This is a genomic window from Pseudoalteromonas sp. SG43-8, assembly GCF_014164245.1.
Lineage (GTDB): Bacteria > Pseudomonadota > Gammaproteobacteria > Enterobacterales > Alteromonadaceae > Pseudoalteromonas > Pseudoalteromonas distincta.
This window is the reverse complement of sequence record NZ_JACJEX010000006.1, coordinates 85,361-105,361: the sequence shown is the minus strand read 5'-3', so window position 1 is coordinate 105,361 and position 20,001 is coordinate 85,361. Positions and strand designations below refer to the sequence as shown.

Sequence of the window (20,001 nt, the reverse complement as noted above, 5' to 3'; positions counted from 1 at the left end):
AGGAGCCTTAATGAAAAAAGTACTCATAGTGTGTTTAGGTAATATTTGCCGCTCGCCAACCGCAGAGGCGGTATTAAAAGCCCGCGCTAAAAAGCTAGGTGTTAACGTTAAAGTTGATTCGGCGGGCACTATTGGCTATCACGAAGGTAAAACGCCTGATAGTCGCTCAATGGCAGCAGGGGAGAAGCGCGGTTACAGCTTTAAAGGCATTTATTCACGTAAAGTGCGTACAAGCGACTTTACTGAGTTCGATTTAATTTTAGCGGCCGATACGCAAAACTTAGCTGATTTAAAAGCCCAGTGCCCTGAGCATCTACAGTACAAATTAGCGCTGTTTTTAGAATATGGCGAGCAAGCCCAAAGCGCTATTCCCGATCCCTATTACGGCGGCGATGATGGCTTTGAAAATGTGCTCAATTTAATAGAAGCGGCTAGCGATAAAATACTCGCTAAAATTTAATCCCTATTTTATTACTAAAGCTAAATTTAACGAGCTTTTAGTCGTATTGCATGGCGTTCCTAAAGTAAGTACGTTTTATACTTACTCAAAGGGAACTTTATGAAAATAAAAATATTACTACTCACTTTATCTATTGCTTCTTGTTCTACTTTTGCTAACGATGTTAGTTTTTCGATTGGGGGTGGCTATCCTTATTTAGTTATTCCTGAGGTGTCTTTATCGGCTAACGACGACACACAGCGCTGGTATGCAAACTATAAACTAGGCCTTGATGATGGATTTTCTGCCGGTTTTGAACAAGCGGTTAGCGATAATAAAAAGCATGCTTTTGGCGTACTTGTGGGCGCTATTGGTGCAAGAGATACAGACCAAGAGTGTGAAAGTTCAACTAATGATGTAGCAACTGACTTTGCTAATACGCTAAGTTGTGTAATTGGCGGTATTTTTGATGAAGAAACAACAAACGGCATAGGGCTTACGTACAGCTACAATTTTAATGAACTGAACAGCGCTGGTTTTAGATTAGAGCTAGATGTGGGCTACGGTAAAGCAAGCGACAGCAATGAAAAAAGAGCCGATGGCGGTATTAGCGTAAGTTATGAATTTTAACTACGTAGGATTTGTATTAGTTGGTATTAAAAAGGCGCTTAAAGCGCCTTTTTTAATGAGCCGCTTTTAGTGGCGGTTAATTTTAAAGTCGAGTTGTACCTGAGAAATAGCGCTAACAGGTTTGCCATTTTCAAACTTTGGCGCGTAACGCCATTGCTCAAGCGCTGCTTTGGCTGATTTTTCAAATGCGCTGCCGCCTTCAGAGCTAAGTACTTTTGGGTTTTTTACAAAGCCAGCTGCGTCTACCTCAAACTCCATAACAACTCTACCATCGGTACTAAACCTGGCTTTGTTAACTGGGTATTTAGGATTAACACGGTAAAGCGGCGTTTGCTCTTGCGATTCTTTCCATGGCACCATTTGAGCGATAGCTAGGCAATGTTTAGTTGCTTCTTCGCTTTTATCTTGTTTTTCGTACAGACCTACAAGCTTTGAATGAGCTGTTAGCTCTGCACCATGATCAAAGTTTAAGTTACTATCGAATACAGTAACTATACGATTTAGCCTTTCAATCGCTTGATTGTATCTTTTACGACCCTCTGCGAATGAGGCCATTAAAAAATCGGCTTTTATGCGCTCTAGTGAGTTTTCAGGTAAGTTTTCTTGGTAGTATTCGTCGGCTTCTTCTAGGTAGTTTTTAGCCTCACGATATTTTTTAGAACTAAACTTTTTAGCCAGTAGCGTTGCAGCTTCAAGTTTCATGTCGGCTACAAACTTAGGGTTATTTTGTGTTTTAGCTATACCTATTACTTGTTCTAAAAAGTTAGCTGCTTTGTAAGCTGATGTTGTGTAGTTAGCTTTTCCGAGCAGTGCATCAACTGTTTCTATTGATTGTTTGCCGTGATTAGCCGCTAAAATAGTATGTGCTTCATCATAAAGTGCAAAACGTTGTTCGTATAGCTCATCGCCGTAGCCTTTAATAGCTTTAGCGTAGTTAATAGCTAAGTTAGCAGTATTGTCGTCGCTTTTACCGTAAACGGCTTTACCTGATGTGTAAGCAAGTTTGGCAGCTTGTTGTACGTTTTCGTCTGCTTTAACTGCTGCTAAATAGCTTTGGTATGCTTGGCTAAATACTATTTGAGGATCGCTTGCTTGGCTTGCAAGTACTGTAGTACTTAAAGTGGTTGCGCTTAAAGCAGACAAACTTAAACCTATAAATAAAGCGAGTTGCTGACGTTTCATAATAATCCCTATCGTTGTTTAAAATACAAAATACCAAACGTGCCTGTAGGTGTCACTGATTAAGGTAAATCAACGTAAATAATATTGGCGGTTATTTGTATTAATTTATTGCTTAACAATCATTGAAAATAACGCCTGTCGTCGCCATATATTTGCCATAAACAGTCTTGTACTACGGTGTATTTATCCTATTTTGTGATACTATCACTTTATTGTCGTGTCGTAGTTATTTAAATATTTGGATTTGTCGTGGCGCAAGTAAGAGCAAGAGTCCAGCTTAAAGTTGGCAGAAATAGTGATATCCCTGCAGAAATAATCTCATTTACTGATTTAAAAGATGGTAAAGAACATATTGCTATGGTGTTTAACAACGCCGATACAGAGCAAGATGTACCGCTAATTCGTATGCATTCAGAATGCCTAACGGGCGATGTATTTTACTCATCTCGTTGTGATTGTGGTGAGCAGCTAAATGAATGTATTGAAATGATGCACGAGCAAGGCGGTATTTTATTGTATTTACGCCAAGAAGGCCGTGGCATTGGTTTATACAACAAAATAGACGCTTACGTATTGCAATCGCAAGGTATGAACACCTACGAAGCTAATAATCATTTAGGCTTTGCTGATGATTTGCGTGACTTTTCGGATGCGGTATTAATGCTCAATGCGCTTAATTTAAGCCACGTTAAATTAATGACTAATAATCCTAAAAAGCTTAATGCATTAAAAGATGCCGGTATTAATGTTGACTCGGTTGTGGGTACACATGCGCACATTAAAGCGGGTGTTGCGGGTAATAAATCGTACCTAGAAACAAAAATTAAGCATGGCGCGCATATGTTAGATATTAAGAAAATTAAAAAACCTTAATTATTTAATTACGTTTCGTCTATTAATCCCCCCTCACGCCAAGTTATACTTGGCGTGTTTCGTTTTAAATTAAGAGCAAGTATGTCTACACAATTACGAATTTTTAAAGCCGATGCAGGGCTAAAGTGGTTAAAAGCCGGGTGGCTTATTTTTAAAACCCAGCCAGCAACCTTTATTTTTATGCATTTATTTATTGGCATTGTAGGGCTGCTGTCTTTATTTTTACCGCTGCTGCAAGTAGTAGCAGCACTCGCTACGCCATTTTTAACCGCAGGGTTTTACCAAGCGGTGCTTAGTAAGCAGCAGGGCGGAAAAATTATGCTAGCCGATATTCTCAAGCCATTTACGGCTAAGGGAAATCGTTTAGGGTTATTACGTTTAGCACTTTACCAAATGGGTGCGGGTATTTTAATGGCGTTACTTGCTAATGGCTTATTTGCCGATGCAGTGGGTGTTATGAGCCAACCAGGACTTGATCCAAACGTGGCACTTGAACAAATGCTTGAGAGTATTTCGGGCGCGAATGTCATTTTATTTTTTATGGCAATGCTAATTTACTTAACAGCGTTTGCTTACGCTGTACCGCTTGTTTATTTTAGTAAAGAAACACGCATTTTAACGGCACTTAAAAAATCGTTAATGGTGTTTTATCATAACATTTTTCCACTTGGCGTTTTTGGCCTTATTTGCGCATTATTTATGGCGCTTTCGATGTTCTTATCGTTCTTACCACTGTTGATTTTAATGCCGATTTGCTACATTAGCTTTTTTGTATCTTATCAAGCCATTTTTATGCCTGTTGTACCATTAAGTGACGACATTAATGTTAAGCCACTTAGTAGTGAAACAAGCGGACGTTTTGACGCTTAATGGATGATAAATTAAAGCAAAAACTAAAAAATTATGTACTTTGGTTACTAGGGCGCCAAGAATATTCGCGTCGTGAGTTAACGCTCAAATTACAGCAAAAAGAAGCGACAGAAGAGTTTATTGAAACGCTGCTTGATTGGTGCGAAAAGCACAATTTTATTAACGAGCAGCGATACTGTGAAGGCTTTGTAAGAAAACACATATTTAAATGCCACGGGCTTAAGCGAATACAAAGCGAAGCTATGGGCAAAGGGATTGATCGTTCGCTACTTGAAATGGTAGTTGAAGAGCTTGAAATAGATTGGTTTGAGCTTGCGCAGGATGCGTACAATAAAAAATATTCGAATACACCGCCAGATCTCGATTACAAAGATAAAGCTAAGCGCGTGCGCTACTTAATGTATCGAGGTTTTAGCTACGATGAAATTAATTTTGCAATGCAAGCACAGTAAATACAGGTGAGACTTTCAAATGCAGCACATGACTACCGCACAAATTAGGCAACAATTTTTAGACTTTTTTGCCAGCAAGCAACATCAAATAGTACCTTCTAGCTCGCTTATACCGGGTAACGATGCCACGTTGTTATTTAATAATGCCGGCATGGTGCAATTTAAAGATGTATTTTTAGGCGCAGAAAGCCGCCCTTATACACGTGCGACAAGTTCGCAGCGCTGTGTACGTGCTGGCGGTAAGCATAACGATTTAGAAAACGTAGGCTACACTGCTCGCCACCATACATTTTTTGAAATGTTAGGTAACTTCAGCTTTGGCGATTACTTTAAGCAAGACGCGATTAAGTTTGCGTGGGAGTTTTTAACTGAGGTTGTTAAATTACCTCAAGAAAAACTGCTTGTTACTATTTATCACGATGATGAAGAAGCGTTTGAGTACTGGTCAAAAGATATTGGCTTAAGTGAAGATCGTATTATTCGTATTGCGACCTCTGACAACTTTTGGTCTATGGGCGATACTGGTCCATGTGGTCCGTGTTCTGAAATATTTTATGACCATGGTGAGCATATTTGGGGCGGACCTCCGGGCACTCCAGAGGAAGACGGCGACCGTTTCATCGAAATTTGGAACCTTGTATTTATGCAATACAACCGTCAAAGCGACGGTACTATGTTGCCTCTACCTAAGCAGTCTGTTGATACGGGAATGGGCCTTGAGCGTATTTCTGCAATTTTGCAGGGTGTGCATTCAAATTACGAAATCGATTTATTCCAAGGCTTAATTGCAGCAGCTGCAAGTGTTACTAACGCGCAAGATATGGACGATAAGTCACTACGCGTAGTGGCGGATCATATTCGTTCGTGTGCGTTTTTAATCTCTGACGGTGTTATGCCATCTAACGAAGGTCGTGGTTATGTACTACGTCGTATTATTCGTCGTGCTGTGCGCCACGGTAATAAGCTAGGTGCACAAGGTTCGTTTTTCTATAAATTAGTTGCTGCGCTAATTGAGCAAATGGGTCAAGCGTACCCAGAGCTTGCTAAGCAACAAGAAATTATCGAAAAAGTATTACGCATTGAAGAAGAACAGTTTGGTAAAACACTTGAACGTGGCTTAGCTATTTTAGAAGAAAGCTTAATTGACCTTAAAGGCGATATTATACCGGGCGACTTAGTATTTAAACTTTACGACACGTATGGTTTTCCAGCTGATTTAACGGCCGATGTTGCGCGTGAGCGCCAGATGACGATTGATCATCAAGGCTTTGAAGAATGCATGGCTGTACAACGTAAAACAGCGCAACAAGCGGGTAAGTTTGGTGCTGATTACAACGAGCAATTAAAATCAGAAAAGCTTACTGAGTTTAAAGGCTACGACAGCACACACCATAGCGCGACAGTGGTAGAAATTTTTGCCGGTGGCGAAGCTGTTCAGTTATTAGAAGATGGTCAACAGGGTATTGTAGTATTAGACCGCACACCGTTTTACGCTGAATCAGGCGGCCAAACGGGCGACACGGGTACTATTACAGTTGCTGGTGGCGAATTTAATGTTACTAATACCACTAAACTTGGTAATGCTTTTGCTCACCACGGTACTGTGCAAGGCCGCATTGGTGTTAACGATAAAGTGGATGCGACTATTGATGATGCACGCCGCGATAGCATTAAGAAAAACCACACAGCTACACATATTTTACACGAAGCACTACGCCAATTATTAGGCGACCATGTAGGCCAAAAAGGCTCACTTGTTCAGCCTGATCGTTTACGTTTTGACTTTTCGCACTTTGAAGCGGTTACAAAAGATGAGCTACGTGAAATTGAGCGTGTAGTTAATGACGAAATTCGTCGTAACTTTGCACTTAATACTGAGCTTATGGCTATTGATGATGCTAAAGCGAAAGGTGCTATGGCGTTGTTTGGCGAAAAGTACGATGACGAAGTACGTGTAGTTACTATTGGCGACTACTCTATTGAGCTTTGTGGTGGTACTCACGTTGAGCGCGCAGGCGATATTGGTTTATTTAAAATAGTATCTGAAAGCGGTATTGCAGCAGGCGTTCGCCGTATTGAAGCGGTAACCGGTGCAGATGCAGTTGCTTATGTTAGTGAGCAAGAGCAACAATTACATGATGTAGCTGCTTTAGTTAAAGGTGATAGCGCATCGGTACTTGAAAAGGTAACTGCGTTACTTGAAAAGTCAAAGGGCCTTGAAAAGCAAATTGCGCAACTTAACGATAAGTTAGCAAGTGCAGCGGGTGCATCTTTACTTGATTCGATTGTTGAAATTAACGGCGTTAAGCTACTTGTAGCAAATGTTGAAGGTACTGAATCTAAAGCACTGCGCGGTATGGTTGACGACCTTAAAAACAAAATTGGCTCAGGTGTTATTGCCCTCGGTGTTGCCAGTGGCGACAAAGTAAGCCTAATTGCTGGTGTAACTAAAGACTTAACAGGCAAAGTAAAAGCCGGTGAGTTAGTTAACCACATGGCAGGCCAAGTAGGTGGTAAAGGTGGCGGTCGTCCAGATATGGCACAAGCCGGTGGTAGCGAGCCACAAAACCTTGCTGCTGCACTAGATAGCGTTACAGCTTGGTTAACTGAGCGTACTTAAGCCTAAGTGGCGCTTATTGTTCAAAAATTCGGTGGCACTTCGGTCGGCTCGATAGAGAGAATTGAAGCGGTCGCCGACCTTGTTGTAAAAACCAGACAACAAGGACACCAAGTGGTTGTGGTGCTCTCGGCTATGTCGGGAGAAACCAACCGCTTAATTAATCTCGCCAAACAAATCGATACTCGCCCGAGTAGCCGTGAACTAGATGTACTTATTAGCACCGGAGAGCAGGTTTCTGTATCACTACTTGCTATGGCTATTATAAAACGTGGCCACTCTGCTGTGAGCTTATTAGCCGATCAAGTCAATATTTTAACCGATAACATGTTTGGTAAAGCTCGTATTGCAGAGGTTGCTGCTACGCGTTTGAAGCATGAGCTTGAGCATAATCGTATTGCTATTATTGCTGGGTTTCAGGGGCGTGATGTTGAGGGCAATATTACAACGCTTGGGCGCGGCGGCACCGATACATCGGCTGTAGAAATAGCAGCGGCTATAAAAGCTGACGAATGCCAGATCTATACAGACGTTGACGGCGTATATACTACAGATCCTCGTGTTGAACCTAACGCGCGCAGAATGAGCCAAGTTACCTTTGCCGAAATGCTGGAGCTGGCAAGTTTAGGGGCGAAAGTTTTGCATATTCGCTCAGTAGAAGCCGCAGGAAAACATAATGTGCCACTTAGGGTGCTTTCGAGCTTTAATCCCGATGAAGGTACATTAATAAGTTTTGAGGAGAACGATATGCCAAGCAAGGTTGTATCGGGGATTGCGTTTAATCGTGACGAATGTTTAATTAAGGTACAAGGTGTGCCAACGGGCACGCAATATCTTTCAAAAATATTGAAACTTTTTGCCGAAAATGGCATCGAAATAGATATGATTAATCAAGTTAATCATAACTTTGAAAAAATAGACTATGCTTTTACTGTGCACTCGAATGATTATCTGCAAGCACTTGAATTATTGAGTGAAGATCAAGCTCAGCTCAGTGCTCAAAATATAAGCGGGTTGCAAGCAGTAGCTAAAGTTTCTGCTGTTGGCATGGGTATGAAATCACATTCTGGTGTCGCTAGTTTATTTTTTGATGCATTAGCGCAGGAAAATATTAATGTGGTTTTAGTCTCGACTTCAGAGATTAAAATTTCAGTTTTAATAGATGAAAAGTACTTAGAGTTGGCTGTTCGTGCATTACACAAGGCATTTTTAACAGAAAATGGATAGATTGCGAGTTTTTACTTACTTTTCAGTCTAATTTTCATTAGTATGTTTAAGCGGAATCTTATAATTTTTATTGGAACATGGGAGCAAGAGAATGCTAATACTAACTCGTAGAGTAGGTGAAACCCTAATGATTGGTGACGAAGTAACAGTTACTGTTCTAGGTGTTAAAGGAAATCAAGTTCGAATCGGTGTTAATGCACCAAAAGACGTATCAGTGCATCGTGAAGAGATTTACATGCGCATACAAGCTGAAAAGTCGAACCCTAATCCGGGCAATGCTTAATCAACACGTATACGTAGTTGAGTAATTAACTCAACTAGACTAAAAGCCACTCACTGAGTGGCTTTTTTGTTTATAAAAGCGAGTGTTTCAGGACTAAGTATTTGTTTTGATATGTACTGCATGCCGCTTTTGTTTTTAATAATAATACCTTGTTGGGTGTCTATTACTTCGCTTATATTTTGCCATTCTAATTGATAGCTTTTGTAATGATTAGCAGATTTAATACCTTCTTCATCAAAGGTAAGTGTTACCTCAGAGCCTGATGCTCTGCTGAGCATTTGTCTGGTTACCCACCATGGTCTGCGATAGTAAAAAGCGACGCACTCGAGTACCGCTAACATGATCATAAACGATCCTAAGTAATGATCGTCTAAAACATAAATGCCAAATAAACCAAGCGCAACTAGCAACACAAGTAAAAAGTATTTAGGTTTTGCACGTTTACTATAAGGGAGTGACTCATCAAAACACTCGTAAAAGTAGGGTTTATCTAATGTGTAGGTGGTTGTGAATGCCATTTTGCCTTGCTTTAAATATCGTTTTTTTTATTTTAACAAGCTAACTGCTAAATGAGCAGCTTTATAGTCAGTGATTTTATTACTGGCACAAAAAAACGGCTCGAAAGCCGTTTTTTTTAGCGGTACAAGAAGGATTAACAGTTAGTTTCTTCAGCGTTCACGCCTTCTTTAACATTTTCACATGCATCTTCAACAGAGTTTTGCACATCAGTTACTGCTTCGTCGATACGTTCGCCAGCATCTTCTGCATGGTTGTCTTCACAACCCATCATGAAAAAACCTGCAAATACTGCGATTAGTGCTGCTTTTAAAGTTGTAGAGTTCATAGTGTAATTCCTTGTAAATATTAATTAAATTTTAGTGTTTGTTAGTTGAATGCTTTATCTACCTGGGTGATTTACCACGTAGTGCACCTGAAACTAATGAAATCACTAAAAGTACTAAAAAGATAAAAAATATAATTTTTGCTATACCAGCTGCGGCACCTGCGATGCCACCAAAACCTAACACTGCAGCGATTAAAGCAATAACTAAAAATGTAATTGTCCAGCGTAACATTGTTTTCTCCTTGGTTATCAAATTTGCTCATAATAACTAATGCCAGTTATATGCCAAAGTTTATTTTGTATAAATATCAATTGGTTATGGTTTTTAGCTGTTGTTCTAGTTATTAGTTGGTTAGTAACTTTTACGCTTTGTTATGTAAGTTATTCACACTGTTGCAAATAACTGCTAAATGTTCACTAAATAAACTTATTTTGGTAAGACCAATTAACAATTGGTGTGTGGCTTTGCACTTTATATTAAGAATTAGTGTTTATTTTTACTTAGCTTGATAGTTAATTAACAAATTCCATATAACTATTAGCTATAGTCGTTATTTCTTGTATGTATTGTAGAGCGCGTGATTGCTGAGTTATAGCATGTAAATTAATTGAGTGTTATGTTGTTTATTGTTTAATTGGTTTTACCAATTTACAAGATGTAGACAAAGCGATTAGTTTTGTTATTATCCAGTGAATAAATATTTAATTAAATCGATTTTTTATTTTCGATATGGGTTTCAAGGGGAGAAAAATGGATATAGGTGCTCTACTCACAACGGCTGGTAACTTAATGCTTACTGGCATGGTTGGGGTGTTTGTATTTCTGTCGATATTAATTGGTGCAGTAACGCTTATGTCTAATTTGGTGACGCGCTTTAGCGAACCTGACTTGGCGACACCAGTTAAATCACCATCTTTTAAATCTCAAGGTGTGCCTAATGAGCACATCGCTGCTATTAGTGCTGCCATTGCTCAGTACAAATCAAATAATAAATAAGGGGCACACACATGGCTAAATTAAAATTAACAGAATTGGTATTACGCGATGCTCACCAATCATTATTAGCAACGCGTATGCGCCTAGACGATATGCTACCGATTGCTAGCAAATTAGACGATGCGGGTTATTGGTCTATTGAATCGTGGGGTGGTGCTACATTTGACTCGTGTATTCGTTATTTAGGCGAAGATCCTTGGGAGCGTATTCGTGCACTTAAAAAAGCGATGCCTAATACTAAACAGCAAATGCTATTACGCGGTCAAAACTTATTAGGTTACCGCCATTACGCTGATGACGTAGTTGAAAAGTTTGTAGAACGCGCACATAAAAATGGCGTTGACGTATTTCGTATATTTGATGCAATGAACGATGTTCGCAATCTAGAAACAGCTATTAAAGCAGCTGTAAAAGTAGGCGCTCACGCTCAAGGTACTATTTCGTACACAGTTAGCCCAGTTCATACACTTGATATGTGGCTAACTCTTGCAAAGCAGCTTGAAGATATGGGTTGTCACTCAATTTGTATTAAAGATATGGCGGGTTTATTAAAGCCGTACGATGCTGAAAAACTAATTAAAGCACTTAAAGAAACTGTATCTATTCCAATTGCTATGCAGTGCCACGCTACAACAGGTTTAAGTACTGCTACTTACCAAAAAGCAATTGATGCTGGTATTGATATGCTCGATACCGCTATTTCATCAATGAGTATGACTTATGGACATTCTGCAACTGAAACTATTGTATCGATAGTTGAAGGGACTGAGCGTGATACTGAGCTTGATTTAAGCCACCTAGAAGAAATTGCTGCTTACTTTAGAGATGTACGTAAAAAATATGCGGCATTTGAAGGTAGCTTAAAAGGGGTTGATGGGCGCATTTTATTAGCTCAAGTACCTGGTGGCATGCTTACAAACATGGAAAACCAACTTAAAGAGCAAGGCGCAGCCGATAAGCTTAATGAGGTTTTACTTGAGATCCCACGTGTACGTGAAGATCTTGGCTTTTTACCTTTAGTAACACCAACGTCGCAAATTGTTGGCACTCAAGCGGTACTTAATGTGCTAACGGGTGAGCGTTATAAAACAATTACTAAAGAAACTGCTGGCGTATTAAAAGGTGAATATGGCTTAACACCAGCACCAATGAATAAAGAGCTACAAGAGCGCGTGCTTGATGGAGCGGAAGTTATTACTTGTCGCCCTGCTGATAACATTGCACCTGAGCTTGCAACGCTTGAAGGTGAGTTATTAAAAGAAGCACAAGAGCAAGGTTTAACACTTGCTGATGATCAAATTGATGACGTATTAACTTATGCATTATTCCCACAAGTTGGTTTGAAGTTTATTAAAAACCGCAACAACCCAGATGCATTTGAGCCAGTACCTTCTGTTGAAGATAAAAGCAGTAAAGCACCTTCTAAATCAGTTTCAAATAGTAACAAAGTGAAGGCTGAGCAGTACAGTGTAAAAGTAGATGGTAAAGTTTATGACGTAGTAGTAGCGCAAGGTGGTGAACTTAAAGAAGTAACATTAAAAGACTCTGAGCACATTCCTCAATCTGCTTCGGTTGCATCAGGTGAAACACTTAACGCGCCTCTAGCCGGTAATATTTTTAAGATTAAGGTAAAAGCTGGGCAAGTTGTTAACGAAGGCGATGTAGTGATTATTATGGAAGCCATGAAAATGGAAACTGAAATACGCGCTACGCATACCGGAACAATTGCTGAAGTGTTAGTTAGTGAAGGCGATGCTGTAACTACCGGCGACGCTATGATTGCATTAGCTTAGGAGTAAATAGAGGATGGAAGGTATTTTAAACCTCTGGAATGCGACAGGCATTGCTAACTTTACAATCCCATCGTTAATAATGATTGCGGTAGGGTGTTTATTACTGTTTTTAGCGATAGCTAAAGGCTTTGAACCACTATTATTACTACCTATTGGTTTTGGTGCAATTTTAACAAATGTACCAGTGGCAGGTTTGTCAGACCCAGGTGGGCTTTTGTACTACGTTTATTATGTGGGTATTGATACGGGGATTTTTCCGCTGTTGATATTTATGGGAGTAGGGGCGCTGACCGACTTTAGCGCGCTTATTGCAAACCCACGTATGTTGTTATTAGGTGCGGCTGCACAGTTTGGTATTTTTGCTACATTGTTTGGCGCTATATTACTTAACTATGTGCCAGGTTTTGAATTTACTCTACAGGACGCATCGGCTATAGCCATTATAGGTGGTGCCGATGGGCCAACAGCAATATTTTTAGCATCAAAACTGGCACCTGATTTACTAGGCGCAATAGCAGTAGCTGCGTATTCATATATGGCACTTGTGCCAATTATTCAGCCGCCAATTATGCGTGCATTAACAACCCCAGAAGAACGTAAAATAAAAATGCCAGAGCTTCGCAAAGTATCTAAAAAGGAAAAGATTATTTTTCCTCTTATGGTACTTAGTTTAACGGCTATGTTTTTACCGGCTGCTATACCGCTGGTAGGTATGTTTTGTTTAGGTAACTTAATGCGAGAGTCGGGTGTTGTTGATAGATTAAGTAACAGTGCTCAAAACGAAATCATCAATGTTACAACTATATTTTTAGGTTTAGCTGTAGGTTCAAAGCTTGCTGCAGATAAGTTTTTAACTGTTGAGACGATTGGTATTTTAGTGCTTGGCGCACTGGCTTTTGCAATTGGTACGGCATCTGGCGTATTTATGGCAAAAGGACTTAACCGTATATCTAAAACACCTATAAACCCATTAATTGGGGCTGCAGGTGTATCTGCTGTGCCAATGGCGGCACGAGTAGTTAATAAAGTTGGCCTTGAAAGTAACCCACATAACTTTTTACTTATGCATGCAATGGGACCCAACGTAGCGGGTGTACTTGGTAGTGCAGTTGCTGCGGGTATTTTATTAGCACTTGTTGGCTAAAAATGTAATTTAAAATAGATTAACTATTAAGCGCAGTTTACTGCGCTTTTTTTGTTCTTAATTTCTTCGCCTCTTAATGGTTTCTTGTTTAGTGCTTTTTGTTTACAGTAACAGCTCTTCAACATTTTAAGGATAGTTATCATGCTTCACACACCTTTAGCAAAGCACTTGCCTCATGTTAGTAAACTTGTATTTGGATGTATGGGTCTGGGCGGCGGTTGGAATAAAGACGCAATCACTGATGCACATGTTAAGCAAGCTCATGAATGTATAGATAACGCCATTGAAGGTGGTATTAATTTTTTTGACCATGCTGATATTTATACTTTTGGTAAAGCAGAGCAGGTTTTTGGTAAAGCATTAAGTGAGCGACCAGAGCTTAGAGAGCACATGTATATTCAATCTAAGTGTGGGATTCGTTTTGAAGATGACTTAGGGCCAAAGCGTTATGATTTTTCCCAAAAGTGGATTGAGCAGTCAGTTGAAGCATCATTAAAACGATTAAATACAGATTATTTAGACGTACTTATGCTGCATCGCCCTGATCCACTCATGGAAGTTAACGAGATTGCTCGTATATTTAGTTGCTTAAAAGAAAGCGGTAAAGTGCGCAATTTTGCAGTGTCTAATATGCAGCAGCACCAAATGAACTTTTTACAACATGCGCTTGATATGCCAATTGTGGCTAACCAAATTGAGGCTAGTTTACAAAAACATCAGTTTGTTGATGAAGGTGTATATGCCGGTAACAGTGACGGTAAAGATCTTAATTTTACGCCAGGTAGTATTGAGTACTGTCGCCATTTTGAAATCCAAATTCAAAGCTGGGGTAGTTTATGCCAAGGCTTGTACAGCGGTAGTGATTTATCAAACGCATCTCAGGCAGATATCAACACCAGTCTTTTAGTTAATAAGCTGGCTGCACTTTATGAAACCTCTGCTGAGGCAATTGTACTTGCATGGTTGCTTCGCCATCCCGCATCTATTCAGCCAATTATTGGAACAACTAATGCTAAACGGATTAAAGCCTCTTGTGATGCTGTAAACGTAGAGCTAACTCGTGAGCATTGGTATGCACTTTATGTAAGCGCTAAAGGCCACGAATTACCATAAGTAGGGCGTTAATATGAACATATTCGTTATTTTAATTGGTTTGTTTGTTGCGCTGGCGATACTTATACCCTTGCTTGAAAAGTATCAAAGTAAAATAGGGCTCAACGGCGCAACCAAATACAGTAAATATATTTGGCCATTAGTGATGGTGTCTTTAGTTATTCAGCTCATTTATGTACTGATGTACTAATGATTTATAGCGTATACAAAAAAGCCTTTGCAGGTTAAACCTGCAAAGGCTTTTTTAATGTTTATTGATAAACTTTATTTAAGTGCTAACTGTAGCTCGCGATTGCGCTCAAGCTGGGCAATAAAGTTATCAGCAATAGGTTTAAACTTGGCAAGTTCTGAGCGAGGTAATGGCTCTGACTTAGGGAGTTTTACAGTTTTAGGATTACGGTGAACGCCATTTACTAAAAATTCATAGTGTAAATGTGCACCAGTAACACGACCTGTAGAACCTACAGTACCAATTTGTTGGCCCTGTTTAACTTTTTGGCCCGTTTTAACTAGCTTCTTATTTAGGTGTAAGTACTTAGTTACATATTGCGTGCCATGGCTAATAAATACGTAGTTACCGTTGTACTTGCTGTAACCGGCTTTAATTACTTTACCGTTACCAGATGCAACAACAGGTGTGCCAGTGCGTGCAGCAAAGTCGATACCACGGTGCGCTCTAACTTGCCCAGTAACAGGGTGTAAGCGGCGAGGATTAAAGCTCGAACTAATATACTTAAAGCTTACAGGTGCACGTAAAAATGCTTTTTTCATGCTACGCCCTTCGGGCGTATAAAAATTGCCGTCGGTATGGCGAATAGCTGCAAAGCGCTGACCTTGGTTTACAAATTCAGCTGCAATAATCTTACCGGTACCAATAAACTCGCCATCAACATAGTGAGACTCGTAAATTAAGCCAAATACATCGCCTTTACGAATGTCGTTTGCAAAATCAACATCCCAACCAAATATGTCAGCAAAGTTCATTATTTGGCGTTCGCTTAAACCTGCTGCAATTGCTGAAGTCCAAAAGTTATTAGATATTTCGCCGCCAGCGGTTTTGGTTAGCGTTTCAATTTCTTTGCTATCAATAGCTGTATCGTAGTTACCTTCTTCGTTTAAGGTAACAAATAAAGTATCTGTTTTTGAAATCACATAGCGCAGTTGAGCTAAGGAGCCATCTTCAGCTGTCGCAAAACTAAGTATTTCACCTGGGTGAATTTTAGTAAGTTTGCGAGTCTCTGCATTAGTGTTAATTAGTTTATGAAGCGTTTGAGCCGAAAAACCAGCACGCTTAAAGATAATTGCTAAATTGTCGCCATTTTTAACTTTATGATCGACAAAGTCGTATTCTGGTAACTTTTCTGCTGCTTGCTCTGAATTTAACTCAGTTAATTTTTCGTTGTTATCAACTTTAACTTGTAACTCATAGCGCTTACCAATTTCTAGTGCATTTGCACTATTGTCTTTGGATGCAGTGGCTTTTTCAGAAGGAAGAAAGGCTAAGCCAACAATAGCAGAAACCAAACCTAGAATAAGCAATTTGTGTTTTTTGGGGAGCGTGTGAACCACGTGAACCATAACGTGCCTTTTTCTGCTGTCAAGATAATAAATACATAATATTGCAGGATATACTTAATAATGTACGAATACTAGTGTTTTGTAGATTTAAACTGACCTTAAACTACGCTAAAATCGGGCTTAGAAAGTCTTTTTTAACGCTCTACCTAGCTAAGACTCAATTGATTTAGTTTAGTTGCATGAATCACTTAAAAAGTTGTTTTAATTAGGTAGAAATTTGTTATGTTAGCTACATCTATTTATTCGGTTTAAACCTTTATTAAACCGTGACTACGCAAGTAACTAGTCGCCCCTTCGTCGGCAGAATTTTGGAGTAATACACAGTGGATTTACAAACCGCTCTAGCAGAGATAAAACGCGGTGCAGAAGAAATATTAATTGAAGACGAACTAGTTGAAAAACTAAAGTCGGGCAAGAAGCTAAAAATAAAAGCAGGCTTTGATCCTACAGCGCCTGATTTACACTTAGGACACACTGTACTAATTAATAAAATGAAAACCTTTCAGGATTTAGGTCATGAGGTTATTTTCTTAATTGGTGACTTTACTGGCATGATTGGTGACCCAACGGGGAAAAACGTAACGCGTAAACCACTTACTCGTGAAGACGTACTAGCCAATGCCGAAACATATAAAGAACAAGTATTCAAAATTCTAGATCCTGCTAAAACCACTGTTGCATTTAACTCTACTTGGATGGAAAAGTTAGGCGCTGCAGGCATGATTAAACTTGCTGCAAACCAAACCGTAGCACGTATGCTTGAACGTGATGACTTTAAAAAGCGTTATGGAAACGGCCAACCAATTGCAATTCATGAGTTTTTATATCCACTGGTACAAGGTTGGGATTCGGTTGCACTAGAGTCAGATGTTGAACTAGGTGGTACTGATCAGCGCTTTAACTTGTTAATGGGCCGTGAGCTACAAAAAGTAGAAGGTCAAAAGCCGCAAACAGTATTAATGATGCCATTACTTGAAGGTACTGACGGCGTTCAAAAAATGTCTAAGTCGCTTGGTAACTACATTGGTATTACTGATGCACCTAACGATATGTTTGGTAAAATAATGTCAATTAGTGATGTGCTAATGTGGCGTTACTACGACTTATTAAGTGCGCTTTCTATTGAAGAAATTGCAGCTCAAAAAGAACGTGTTGAGCAAGGTACGAATCCGCGCGATATTAAAATTGAACTAGCTAAAGAGCTAATTGCTCGTTTTCATAGTGAAGCTGATGCACAAGGTGCACATGATGATTTTATTCAGCGTTTTCAGAAAAAAGCGTTACCAGATGAAATCCCAGAGCTAACAATCACTATTGCAGAAGATACTATTTTAATTGCTAACTTGCTTAAAGAAGCAAATTTAGTAGTAAGTACATCAGAAGCAATGCGTATGATTAAGCAAGGTGCAGTTAAACTTAACGGTGAAGATAAAATCACTGATACCAAACTTGAAATAGCAAAAGGCACAACGGCTATTTACCAAGTAGGTAAACGTAAGTTTGCAAACATCACTGTAGCTTAAGCACAGTTTAAAAACTAAAAAACCAGCCTCGGCTGGTTTTTTTGTGCTCGTATTTTGAGCCCTTTAAATCAATTTTAATATTTCAATGCTGGCTATTACTAACAACCAAAATACACGGGCCTGATTTAACCTATTAACTATTACAGGTACATCCTCGGGTGTAGGTAGTCTATCAGTACCAATACGCATTTTATTAAAGCGAGTACCTAAATAAACTGCAGGCCCGCCCAGCTGCACGCCAAGCGATGCAGAACATGTGCTTAAGAGCCAGCCTGTATTTGTTTGATAAAAATGCCTGCCATAATGCTTTATAAAATGCATGCTTTGTTTGCTTGCTCGACTTGCTGCAATAGTTAAAGCGAGTAAGCGCATCGGAATATATTCAATAATAAACAAGAGTGTTTTAAGCGGTTTTAAAAAGTAACTATTTGGGGGGATATCACTACGCCATGCTTGTTGTATTAAGGTAAGTAACCGATAGGCAAGGGCAGCTATAGGACCAAATGCTAAAAATATAAATATGACTACGAAATAGTATCGAGCGGTGCGCAGTATTAAACTCTCAATTAATGCTTTGATAATACCAGCTGATGAAAGTCTATTAACTTCACGGGCAAGCAGTGGCTTTAGTAATTCGCGCGCTGTGGATTTTTGATTTTGTTTAGTTAGCTTTGCAATGCGAAGTGCTTTTTTATCAATGCTCTTACTTTCTAAGCATAAGTATAAAATAAGGCCAGCGAGTAATTCAGGATAAAAAGCAAACTCGAGTAGCAACACTACAATAATGAGAATGACACTTAAAATAAGTGAGCTTGCGAGTATAGCTGCCAAATATTGATAGCTTTTAGGTTCTTTGCTTTTGTATATACGTTTGCCAATAGCACTAAAAACAGCATTTAACGCCGTATTAGGATGATACCAGCTAATAAGGGGAATAAAGCGCTCAGCAAGGAGCGCTAGTATAAAGGCAATAAAGTCCAAGTGATTTTGAACAATATTGCTAAGCATTTACAAAGATACTGCTGTTAGTTTTTCTAAAAGTGCAACAACCATTTTAGATGAGTTGATTGATGCCGTTTCTAGGTATTCTTCAAATGATTGTGGTGACTCTTTACCAGCAATATCAGACATTGAGCGAATTACAACAAATGGTGTGTTTAGCGTAAAACACGTTTGTGCAATAGAAGCACCTTCCATTTCAACAGCAAGCATTGTAGGAAAATCACTACGTGCTTTATCAATGCGTATAGGGTCACACATAAATGTGTCACCAGTACAAATTAAGCCAACGAGTGTTTTAACATCACTGATTTGTTCGATTGTTTGCTGTGCTGCTTCAACTAATTTAGGGTGTGCTGCAAAGCCTGCCGGCATTTGTGGTACTTGGCCAATTTCGTAGCCAAAAGCAGTTACGTCTACATCGTGGTGACGTACTTCTGACGAAATTACTACATCGCCAACACTTAGCGATGGATCGAATCCACCGGCTGAGCCTGTGTTAATTATGCAATCAGGTTTGAAGTTATCGATCAGTAAGGTAGTTGCAATAGTTGATGCAACTTTACCAATACCAGATTGAACAAGTGTCACCGTGTTACCAGCCAACTCGCCAGTATAAAAAGTGAAACCTGCTTTAGTTAAAATTTGTGGGTTTTGCATAGCTTCACGTAAAATTTTAACTTCTGGCTCCATTGCGCCAATAATACCAACATTCATAAAGTTTAATTCCTGAGTTTGAATCACTTGATTATACGTGAAGTTAACAATAAAAAACAAAAAAGCGAGCTTGTTTATGAGCTCGCTTTAAATACTTTTTAGGAGAGTATTTAATTCGTTTTTTAAATTTCAGCTAACGCGGTGGTTTGCGCTTTAGCCTGAGAAGGTGAAAGTACCGCTGGCTTATGTGAGCGATTACGAACAGGGCGCTGAGTTTGTGTTGCTGCAGGCTTACCAAGTTTAAACATAATTGCATCGCGTACTTCAGAAGGGCGGTAGCCCGATTTAACTTTCATACGAATATGTGGAATGCCCGCAGACTCTAGTGCACCGTTTACAAACCAGTCGCGTTGAGCTTTGTGGCCATCTTTGTTGGCATTGTTAACTAGGTCAACAGCAGCAATGATTGTTAGTTTTTCTTTGTCGATTAAAACAAAGTCGAGTTGCTTATTTTTAGCTTTAGCTAAAGCAGCACGTTTAGACTTTACTGAAAGGCCTTGCTTACAGTCAATAACGTCGATTAACTTAACACGACTAACAATTTTATATTGATCGCCAACAGCACGCTCTAGAAGATTTAAAAAAGCGCCTTCAACCTGCGTAAAAACAGTTTGCTTGCGAGTAAAAGGATACGGGTTTCCGCCATCGTCATTAAATTTTGACGCAACAACAGAGGCCCCGACAACTAATACTAGGATTAATAATAAAGCGAATTCCATA

At 39.4% G+C, this 20,001-nt stretch carries 22 protein-coding genes; 14 read left to right on the top strand and 8 right to left on the bottom strand.

Annotated features, from left to right (window positions below):
* The first annotated feature begins 10 nt into the window (after nucleotides 1–10).
* On the top strand, nucleotides 11–460 hold the full coding sequence (locus H5122_RS12870; protein ID WP_002961928.1) for a low molecular weight protein-tyrosine-phosphatase: 450 nt from the start codon (nucleotides 11–13) through the stop codon (nucleotides 458–460).
* A gap of 99 nt (nucleotides 461–559) precedes the next feature.
* Nucleotides 560–1,069 carry a hypothetical protein gene (locus H5122_RS12865; protein ID WP_182682374.1) on the top strand — a complete coding sequence of 170 codons (510 nt, stop codon included), beginning with the start codon at nucleotides 560–562 and terminating at the stop codon, nucleotides 1,067–1,069.
* A gap of 66 nt (nucleotides 1,070–1,135) precedes the next feature.
* Here the strand turns inward: H5122_RS12865 and H5122_RS12860 are convergent, their stop codons facing one another.
* A complete protein-coding gene (locus tag H5122_RS12860) occupies nucleotides 1,136–2,251 on the bottom strand; it encodes an energy transducer TonB (RefSeq protein WP_182682375.1) in 1,116 nt (371 codons plus the stop codon).
* A gap of 249 nt (nucleotides 2,252–2,500) precedes the next feature.
* Between H5122_RS12860 and ribA the strand changes: the two genes are divergently transcribed.
* The 6 genes from ribA to csrA all read left to right on the top strand — a co-directional run bounded on the left by ribA (nucleotide 2,501) and on the right by csrA (nucleotide 8,573).
* Entirely contained in the window at nucleotides 2,501–3,124 is a 624-nt protein-coding gene (ribA, locus tag H5122_RS12855) for a GTP cyclohydrolase II (RefSeq protein WP_002961931.1), read from the top strand.
* Nucleotides 3,125–3,205: 81 nt separating this feature from the next.
* Nucleotides 3,206–3,994, top strand: a complete 789-nt coding sequence (locus H5122_RS12850; protein WP_182682376.1) for a BPSS1780 family membrane protein — start codon at nucleotides 3,206–3,208, stop codon at nucleotides 3,992–3,994.
* Nucleotides 3,994–4,446 (top strand): regulatory protein RecX, encoded by a 453-nt coding sequence (locus H5122_RS12845; protein WP_002961933.1) that lies wholly within the window; start codon nucleotides 3,994–3,996, stop codon nucleotides 4,444–4,446. Before H5122_RS12850 ends, H5122_RS12845 begins: the two co-directional genes overlap by 1 nt.
* A 19-nt stretch (nucleotides 4,447–4,465) precedes the next feature.
* The gene (alaS, locus tag H5122_RS12840; RefSeq protein WP_182682377.1) at nucleotides 4,466–7,066 is read left to right on the top strand and encodes an alanine--tRNA ligase; all 2,601 of its coding nucleotides are present in this window, start codon (nucleotides 4,466–4,468) and stop codon (nucleotides 7,064–7,066) included.
* Nucleotides 7,067–7,072: 6 nt separating this feature from the next.
* Nucleotides 7,073–8,290 carry an aspartate kinase gene (locus tag H5122_RS12835; RefSeq protein ID WP_024597680.1) on the top strand — a complete coding sequence of 406 codons (1,218 nt, stop codon included), beginning with the start codon at nucleotides 7,073–7,075 and terminating at the stop codon, nucleotides 8,288–8,290.
* 91 nt (nucleotides 8,291–8,381) lie between these two features.
* Nucleotides 8,382–8,573, top strand: a complete 192-nt coding sequence (gene csrA, locus H5122_RS12830) for a carbon storage regulator CsrA (protein WP_004587515.1) — start codon at nucleotides 8,382–8,384, stop codon at nucleotides 8,571–8,573.
* 50 nt (nucleotides 8,574–8,623) lie between these two features.
* Here the strand turns inward: csrA and H5122_RS12825 are convergent, their stop codons facing one another.
* The 3 genes from H5122_RS12825 to H5122_RS12815 form a co-directional block, all read right to left on the bottom strand.
* Nucleotides 8,624–9,091, bottom strand: a complete 468-nt coding sequence (locus tag H5122_RS12825; RefSeq protein WP_165744115.1) for a YcxB family protein — start codon at nucleotides 9,089–9,091, stop codon at nucleotides 8,624–8,626.
* A gap of 134 nt (nucleotides 9,092–9,225) precedes the next feature.
* Nucleotides 9,226–9,417 (bottom strand): hypothetical protein, encoded by a 192-nt coding sequence (locus H5122_RS12820; protein ID WP_002961938.1) that lies wholly within the window; start codon nucleotides 9,415–9,417, stop codon nucleotides 9,226–9,228.
* 58 nt (nucleotides 9,418–9,475) lie between these two features.
* Nucleotides 9,476–9,649, bottom strand: a complete 174-nt coding sequence (locus tag H5122_RS12815) for a DUF1328 domain-containing protein (protein ID WP_002961939.1) — start codon at nucleotides 9,647–9,649, stop codon at nucleotides 9,476–9,478.
* A gap of 519 nt (nucleotides 9,650–10,168) precedes the next feature.
* Between H5122_RS12815 and H5122_RS12810 the strand changes: the two genes are divergently transcribed.
* From H5122_RS12810 to H5122_RS12790, 5 genes are all read left to right on the top strand, one after another.
* Entirely contained in the window at nucleotides 10,169–10,414 is a 246-nt protein-coding gene (locus H5122_RS12810; protein ID WP_182682378.1) for an OadG family protein, read from the top strand.
* 11 nt (nucleotides 10,415–10,425) lie between these two features.
* Nucleotides 10,426–12,207, top strand: a complete 1,782-nt coding sequence (gene oadA / locus H5122_RS12805) for a sodium-extruding oxaloacetate decarboxylase subunit alpha (protein ID WP_182682379.1) — start codon at nucleotides 10,426–10,428, stop codon at nucleotides 12,205–12,207.
* 13 nt (nucleotides 12,208–12,220) lie between these two features.
* The gene (locus H5122_RS12800) at nucleotides 12,221–13,351 is read left to right on the top strand and encodes a sodium ion-translocating decarboxylase subunit beta (RefSeq protein WP_002961942.1); all 1,131 of its coding nucleotides are present in this window, start codon (nucleotides 12,221–12,223) and stop codon (nucleotides 13,349–13,351) included.
* Between the two features lie 141 nt (nucleotides 13,352–13,492).
* On the top strand, nucleotides 13,493–14,464 hold the full coding sequence (locus H5122_RS12795) for an aldo/keto reductase family oxidoreductase (RefSeq protein ID WP_182682380.1): 972 nt from the start codon (nucleotides 13,493–13,495) through the stop codon (nucleotides 14,462–14,464).
* Between the two features lie 13 nt (nucleotides 14,465–14,477).
* On the top strand, nucleotides 14,478–14,654 hold the full coding sequence (locus tag H5122_RS12790; RefSeq protein ID WP_007583822.1) for a hypothetical protein: 177 nt from the start codon (nucleotides 14,478–14,480) through the stop codon (nucleotides 14,652–14,654).
* 74 nt (nucleotides 14,655–14,728) lie between these two features.
* Here H5122_RS12790 and H5122_RS12785 read toward each other — a convergent pair whose 3' ends face one another.
* Nucleotides 14,729–16,042 carry a peptidoglycan DD-metalloendopeptidase family protein gene (locus tag H5122_RS12785; RefSeq protein ID WP_024597684.1) on the bottom strand — a complete coding sequence of 438 codons (1,314 nt, stop codon included), beginning with the start codon at nucleotides 16,040–16,042 and terminating at the stop codon, nucleotides 14,729–14,731.
* A 323-nt stretch (nucleotides 16,043–16,365) separates the two neighbouring features.
* Here H5122_RS12785 and tyrS point away from each other — a divergent pair, with 323 nt between their 5' ends.
* Nucleotides 16,366–17,565, top strand: a complete 1,200-nt coding sequence (gene tyrS, locus H5122_RS12780; protein WP_182682381.1) for a tyrosine--tRNA ligase — start codon at nucleotides 16,366–16,368, stop codon at nucleotides 17,563–17,565.
* Between the two features lie 63 nt (nucleotides 17,566–17,628).
* Here tyrS and H5122_RS12775 read toward each other — a convergent pair whose 3' ends face one another.
* From H5122_RS12775 to H5122_RS12765, 3 genes are all read right to left on the bottom strand, one after another.
* Nucleotides 17,629–18,573, bottom strand: coding sequence for a regulatory signaling modulator protein AmpE (locus H5122_RS12775; RefSeq protein WP_182682382.1), 945 nt, complete (start codon nucleotides 18,571–18,573; stop codon nucleotides 17,629–17,631).
* On the bottom strand, nucleotides 18,574–19,281 hold the full coding sequence (gene mtnN / locus H5122_RS12770; protein ID WP_024597687.1) for a 5'-methylthioadenosine/S-adenosylhomocysteine nucleosidase: 708 nt from the start codon (nucleotides 19,279–19,281) through the stop codon (nucleotides 18,574–18,576).
* 122 nt (nucleotides 19,282–19,403) lie between these two features.
* Complete coding sequence (locus H5122_RS12765) at nucleotides 19,404–20,000, bottom strand: DUF2726 domain-containing protein (RefSeq protein ID WP_002962552.1); 597 nt, start codon at nucleotides 19,998–20,000, stop codon at nucleotides 19,404–19,406.
* Between the last annotated feature and the right edge of the window lies 1 nt (nucleotide 20,001).

Bases quoted from the DNA above. Each gene is read 5' to 3' on its own strand.
- H5122_RS12795 (WP_182682380.1), top strand. From the start codon at position 13,493: ATGCTTCACACACCTTTAGCAAAGCACTTGCCTCATGTTAGTAAACTT.
- oadA (WP_182682379.1), top strand. From the start codon at position 10,426: ATGGCTAAATTAAAATTAACAGAATTGGTATTACGCGATGCTCACCAA.
- H5122_RS12800 (WP_002961942.1), top strand. From the start codon at position 12,221: ATGGAAGGTATTTTAAACCTCTGGAATGCGACAGGCATTGCTAACTTT.
- H5122_RS12790 (WP_007583822.1), top strand. From the start codon at position 14,478: ATGAACATATTCGTTATTTTAATTGGTTTGTTTGTTGCGCTGGCGATA.
- csrA (WP_004587515.1), top strand. From the start codon at position 8,382: ATGCTAATACTAACTCGTAGAGTAGGTGAAACCCTAATGATTGGTGAC.
- H5122_RS12815 (WP_002961939.1), bottom strand. From the start codon at position 9,649: ATGTTACGCTGGACAATTACATTTTTAGTTATTGCTTTAATCGCTGCA.
- H5122_RS12865 (WP_182682374.1), top strand. From the start codon at position 560: ATGAAAATAAAAATATTACTACTCACTTTATCTATTGCTTCTTGTTCT.
- H5122_RS12860 (WP_182682375.1), bottom strand. From the start codon at position 2,251: ATGAAACGTCAGCAACTCGCTTTATTTATAGGTTTAAGTTTGTCTGCT.
- H5122_RS12765 (WP_002962552.1), bottom strand. From the start codon at position 20,000: ATGGAATTCGCTTTATTATTAATCCTAGTATTAGTTGTCGGGGCCTCT.
- H5122_RS12845 (WP_002961933.1), top strand. From the start codon at position 3,994: ATGGATGATAAATTAAAGCAAAAACTAAAAAATTATGTACTTTGGTTA.
- mtnN (WP_024597687.1), bottom strand. From the start codon at position 19,281: ATGAATGTTGGTATTATTGGCGCAATGGAGCCAGAAGTTAAAATTTTA.
- H5122_RS12775 (WP_182682382.1), bottom strand. From the start codon at position 18,573: ATGCTTAGCAATATTGTTCAAAATCACTTGGACTTTATTGCCTTTATA.
- H5122_RS12850 (WP_182682376.1), top strand. From the start codon at position 3,206: ATGTCTACACAATTACGAATTTTTAAAGCCGATGCAGGGCTAAAGTGG.
- H5122_RS12825 (WP_165744115.1), bottom strand. From the start codon at position 9,091: ATGGCATTCACAACCACCTACACATTAGATAAACCCTACTTTTACGAG.
- H5122_RS12870 (WP_002961928.1), top strand. From the start codon at position 11: ATGAAAAAAGTACTCATAGTGTGTTTAGGTAATATTTGCCGCTCGCCA.
- H5122_RS12785 (WP_024597684.1), bottom strand. From the start codon at position 16,042: ATGGTTCACGTGGTTCACACGCTCCCCAAAAAACACAAATTGCTTATT.
- H5122_RS12810 (WP_182682378.1), top strand. From the start codon at position 10,169: ATGGATATAGGTGCTCTACTCACAACGGCTGGTAACTTAATGCTTACT.
- alaS (WP_182682377.1), top strand. From the start codon at position 4,466: ATGCAGCACATGACTACCGCACAAATTAGGCAACAATTTTTAGACTTT.
- H5122_RS12820 (WP_002961938.1), bottom strand. From the start codon at position 9,417: ATGAACTCTACAACTTTAAAAGCAGCACTAATCGCAGTATTTGCAGGT.